We start from the raw sequence: 5,373 nt of genomic DNA, 5'->3' as shown, positions 1-5,373 counted from the left end.
CCCGCTCGGAGAGGACGCGCCCGCAGGCGCAGCCAGCAGCAGGTCGCAGGCCGTGGCAAGGGCCACGCCCGCCGCCCTGCCCCCGTCCGGGGTGGCCTGACCCACCTGCACGCGAATGTCGGCAAGCCCCGGCGGTTCATACAGGTACACGCCGGGGACGGCTGACTCGCCAGACGGGGCCAGCACACGCGCCGGGTCGTCCACCCGTGTCCAGAAGGGGGCGCCCCCCGCGAACGAAAGATGCGCCCGCAAAGAGGCTTCCGCCCCCAGCAGCAGCAATACCCGGCTTGCCAGATGGGCAGGCAGGGGACCAGACAGCAGGCGGCACGCCAGTTCCGGCCCGAGGCCGTTGGCATCGCCAAGGGTTATCAGCAACGGTTCCGCACGCATGCCGCACAGGCTATGCGCATTCGCGCGGGCTGTCCATATGCCTATGGGTGCGCGCGCCCCTTGCGCATGGCGTATGGCCCGTTCGCGGGAGACAGGCTGGATGCCACATGCGAAAGGCGGCAACAGGCCGAAGCCTGCCGCCGCCGTGCATGTTTCCCGAAGCCGTACCGCCGTCAGCGCCGCAATTCCACGTCCGCATGGATGCCGCCGCCCGGCAGGGCATAGGCATGGGCGATGTGCTCGGTGTTGCAGTGCACGCCGTAGCGCCCCTGCCGGTCCAGCATGATCAGCCCGGCGTGGCCCGCCACCCGGCGATGCAGCAGTTCGATGGCCCTGCGGGCGGCGTCATCGGGGGATGCGCCGCCATCGCGCAGGAAGTCGCAGGCGGAACGGGTCATCAGCACCCGGATGATGCCTTCGCCGAAGCCGGTGGCGGAAGCCCCGCCGGTTTCGTTGTCCGCGTAGGTGCCCGCGCCGCACAGGGGGGAATCGCCCACCCGTCCGGGCCGCTTCATGGGGGTGCCGCCGGTGGAGGTGGCGGCGGCGATGTTGCCAGCCGCATCCAGTGCCACCGCCCCCACCGTGCCCTTGGGCATGGCCGGTTCCGGCCCCACCGGGCAGTGGCACGTGGTGCCGTCCGTGGAAGCCGTTTCCCCGGCTGCCCCGTTCACCCCGGCCTGGGGCCGGAAGGCGTCGTGGGTGGAAAAGCCCGCGCGGGCGCGCAGTTCGTTGTACAGGCGCACTTCGCGCTCCACCACCAGTTCGGCGGGGTCGATGGCTCCAATGCCCGCCTCGTGCGCGAAACGCTCCGCCCCTTCACCCACCAGGAAGCAGAATTCGGTGTCCATGACCTTGCGGGCGATGTCCACGGGGTGCAGGAAGTTGCGCACCGCCGCCACGGCCCCGAAGTTCAGGGTGGCCCCGTCCATGATGGCGGCGTCCAGTTCGATCTGCCCGTCGGCGTTCAGCACGGCCCCGCGCCCTGCGTCGTAGGTGGGGTCGGCCTCCAGCACGTTGACGGCCAGGCGCACGGCCTCCAGCGCGGGCATGCCGCGTTGCAGTTCGTTCCATACGGCGTCCACCGCCGCGCGGCACCCGTCGATGTGGGCCTTCTGCCGGTCGGCGGGGATGGTCCACGCGCCGCCGTGCACGATGATTCTCGGTTCGGTCATGTGTGTCTCTGCGGTTCCGGAATGCGCCCGCGCGGCGTGCCTCATGCACTCTGCGAGGACGGGGCGGAATCTACGCAATTGCGGACCGAAGGTGAAGGGGAAAGGCGGGGGAAAGGGCAAGGGAAGGGAGACAGGCCACGCGGGCATGCGGGAAGGACGTACCCCCTTTTGCATACAGCACGAATCGTCGTGCCTCTGGCGCTGCGTTCGGGCTACCCCGGCATCAGGGCCACCCCCGCCAGCGGCGGCAGGGTCAGCACAAGGTGATGCCCCCCGCTCCACTCGTCGGTGCGGGCCTGCAATTCGCCGCCGTTGCCCACGTTGGATCCGCCGTAGTACTCGCTGTCGGTGTTCAGCACCTCGCGCCAGGTACCGCCCCTGGGCGCGGGCACCCGGTAGTATTCGCGCACCACCGGGGTGAAGTTGAACACCCACAGCACGGGCGGCGCGCCTTCTCGGTCGGGGCACTGCCGCACGAAGCTGATCACCGAGCCGCCCCAGTCGGAAAAGTCCATCCAGCGAAAGCCCGTCCATTCGTGGTCGTGCGCGTGCATGGCCGGTTCGCGCCGCAGGATTCCGTTCAGGTCGCGCAGCAGGGCGTGGATGCCTCCGTGCGCCGGGAACTGGTACAGGCACCAGTCCAGCGCGCGGCTTTCGTCCCACTCGTTCCACTGGCCGAACTCGCCACCCATGAACAGCAGCTTCTTTCCCGGATGCGCCCACATGTAGGCATACAGCGCGCGCAGGCTGGCCTGCTGCTGCCAGGCGTCGCCGGGCATCTTGGACAGCAGCGCGCCCTTGCCGTGCACCACCTCGTCATGCGAGAGCGGCAGCACGAAATTCTCGGTGAAGGCGTACAACAGCGAAAAGGTCAGCGCGTTGTGGTGGTAGGCGCGGTGCACCGGCTCGTGCCGGAAGTAGTCCAGAGTGTCGTGCATCCAGCCCATGTTCCACTTGAAGGTGAAGCCAAGGCCGCCGGTGTACACCGGGCGGGACACCCCCGGCCAGGCCGTGGATTCTTCCGCTATGGTCATGGCACCGGGGAACTGCCCGTGCACCACCACGTTCAACTGGCGCAGGAACTCCACGGCGTCCAGGTTCTCTCGCCCGCCGTGATCGTTGGGCAGCCAGTCGCCGTCCTCGCGCGAGTAGTCGAGGTAGAGCATGGAGGCCACGGCGTCCATGCGCAGCCCGTCGATGTGAAATTCGCGCAGCCAGTACAGGGCGTTGGCCAGCAGAAAGTTGCGCACCTCGTGCCGACCGTAGTTGAAGATGAAGGTGCCCCAGTCCGGGTGCTCGCCCCGGCGGGGGTCCAGGTGCTCGAACAGGGCCGTGCCGTCGAAGCGGCCAAGGCTCCAGTCGTCCTTGGGAAAGTGCGCGGGCACCCAATCGAGAATGACCCCTATGCCCGCCTGGTGGCAGCGGTCCACGAAACGCTTGAAGTCTTCCGGCGTTCCGTGGCGCGACGTGGGCGCGTAATAGTGCCCGGTCTGGTAGCCCCACGACTGGTCCAGCGGGTGTTCCGCCACGGGCAGCAGTTCTATGTGGGTGAAGCCAAGATCGCGCACGTGCGGAATCAGCCCGTCGCCCAGTTCGTCCCACGACAGGAAGGGATGCCCCCCCACGCCCGTGCCGTCGGTCTTGCGCTGCCACGACCCCGCGTGCACCTCGTAGATGGACACGGCCTGCCGCAGCGGCGGCCCCGCCTCTGCGCGGCGCTGCATCCAGTCGTCGTCGGCCCACTGGTGATTGTCTATGTCCCAGGCCACGGCGGCCACGCCGGGGCGCATTTCTGCGTACAGGGCGAAGGGGTCCGTCTTGTAGACGATGCGCCCGCCGCCCGCATCCCCGGTGCGGATGCCGAACTTGTACAGCGCGCCCTTGCGCATGCCGGGCACAAAGGCCGCCCACACGCCGGAAACGCCCACCGGATACAGCGGATATTCGCCCCAGCGCCAGTCGTTGAAATCGCCCACCAGATACACCTCGCGGGCGGACGGCGCCCACACGGCCACCCGGTAGCCTTCCGCGCCATCCTGCACCAGGGGATGCGCGCCGAGCACCCGGTAGAGGTCCCAGTGTTCGCCCTTGCCGAACATGTACAGGTCGAAGGGCTCGATGAAGGCGGGGTGGGTAAGCTGCATGGCGTGTTCGTCCAGTGGCTTGGGGTCAACCGGTTCGGAAGGAGACAGGGGGGGCGGTTGCGGCGGGCCGGAATCAGGAAAAATCGAATCCCAGTTGCCGGTACAAATTCACGTAGCTGCGCCCGGCCCGTTCCCACGAAAAGTCCTGGCGCATGGCACGGGTCATCATGGCGCGCCAGCCTTCGGTGTCGTGTTCCCAGTAGTGCACGGCGTCCAGGATGGCTTCGAGGAACAGTTGCGGGTCTGAACGCCCGAAGGTGAAGCCGGTGGCCTCGGGCGACGGCCACGGCACGATGGTGTCACGCAGGCCGCCCACGGCGGTGGCCACGGGCGGGGTGCCGTAGCGCAGGGCGTACATCTGGGTCAGGCCGCAGGGTTCGTAGCGCGAGGGCATGAGAAAGATGTCGCTGCCCGCCTGGATGCGGTGGGCCAGGTCTTCCGTGTAGCCCACGATGACGCACAGCCTGCCCCGGTAGGTTTCCATCAGGTCCAGCGCCCGCGCCTCGTGCGCAAGGTTGCCCTCGCCCAGGATGATCACGCCCACGTTGCGCTCCATGAGCCGGGGCACGATGTCCAGCAGCAGGTCTATGCCCTTCTGGCCGCGCAGCCGCCCGATGAAGCCCAGCACGGGCCGGTGGGCCAGTTCCGGCGCAAGGCCCAGTTCATCCAGCAGGGCCGTCTTGCAGCGCTGCTTGCCTGCAAAGCCCTGCGGATCGTCAGGCCCGTAGCGGCACGGCAGGAACTTGTCCTGCGCCGGGTTCCAGATGCCGTAGTCCGCCCCGTTCAGGATGCCGTGCAGCGCGTGCTGGCGGGCCAGGAGGATGCCCTCCAGCCCGCAGCCATAGGCAGGCCCCAGGATTTCGCGGGCGTAGCTGGGGCTGACCGTGGTGACCATGTCGGCATAGGCGATGCCAGCCTTCAGCAGGTTGAAGTCGCCCCAGAATTCCACCCCGCTCATGGTCCACGCCTGCGGCGGCAGGCCGCAGCCGGTGAACAGCCGGGAGGCGAACCGCCCCTGGAAGGCCAGGTTGTGGATGGTCATGACGCTGCGCGTATCGGCCCAGAACGGGTCGGTCTGCCGCCAGAAATGCAGATAGGCGGGCACCAGCCCACTCTGCCAGTCGTTGGCGTGCAGCACGGCGGGCGGCGTGCCCAGACGGCGCAGCAGCGCCATGACGGCACGACAGAAGAAGATGAACCGCTCGCAGTTGTCGAAATAGTCGCCCTTGTGGTCGTTGTAGTAGTAGCGGCGGTCGAAGTATTCGCCACGGTGCACGAAGTACACCTTCATGCCGTGGTAGTCGGCCTCGTAGACGTCGCAGGTGATGGGGGCCCACGGGTAGCCCACGTGGCAGTCGGAAATGGTCAGGTGAATGCCGTAGTCCGCCGTGCGCAAGCGGCCATAGAACGGCGTGATCACCGAAGTGGGCACGCCCATTCGGTGCAGGGCCAGGGGTTGCGCGCCCAGCACGTCGCCAAGCCCCCCGCTCTTGGAGAAGGGATACATTTCCGAGGTGACGAAAACGACCTCACGTCGCATGATCGCGCGTTCCTCCCCTTGCGCGCGCGGCGTTTCCGCGCGACGCGTTGCGCGCCTTCCGGCGCGTGCGTCCCCATCTTGCCGGGGCGGCGGCCCCGGCAAGACCATTGCCCCGCCAGGCGGGGCG

3 protein-coding genes and 1 pseudogene are annotated in these 5,373 nt (G+C 68.2%); all 4 read right to left on the bottom strand.

Annotated features, from left to right (window positions below; translation table 11 throughout):
• A pseudogene (locus FVW27_RS07040) lies at positions 1-390 on the bottom strand (4-hydroxythreonine-4-phosphate dehydrogenase PdxA); the annotation flags it as partial.
• A 173-nt stretch (positions 391-563) separates the two neighbouring features.
• Positions 564-1,562: an isoaspartyl peptidase/L-asparaginase family protein gene (locus tag FVW27_RS07035; protein WP_167123891.1), complete on the bottom strand. Its 999-nt coding sequence runs from the start codon at positions 1,560-1,562 to the stop codon at positions 564-566.
• Positions 1,563-1,774: 212 nt separating this feature from the next.
• Positions 1,775-3,706, bottom strand: a complete 1,932-nt coding sequence (gene glgB, locus FVW27_RS07030) for a 1,4-alpha-glucan branching protein GlgB (protein WP_167123889.1) — start codon at positions 3,704-3,706, stop codon at positions 1,775-1,777.
• Between the two features lie 73 nt (positions 3,707-3,779).
• Positions 3,780-5,246: a glycogen synthase GlgA gene (gene glgA, locus FVW27_RS07025; protein ID WP_167123887.1), complete on the bottom strand. Its 1,467-nt coding sequence runs from the start codon at positions 5,244-5,246 to the stop codon at positions 3,780-3,782.
• Positions 5,247-5,373: the final 127 nt, after the last annotated feature.

The sequence above is a fragment of the Nitratidesulfovibrio liaohensis genome, assembly GCF_011682075.1.
GTDB lineage: Bacteria > Desulfobacterota > Desulfovibrionia > Desulfovibrionales > Desulfovibrionaceae > Cupidesulfovibrio > Cupidesulfovibrio liaohensis.
The sequence above is the reverse complement of the archived record's forward strand: the minus strand, read 5'-3'. Positions and strand labels throughout refer to the sequence as shown.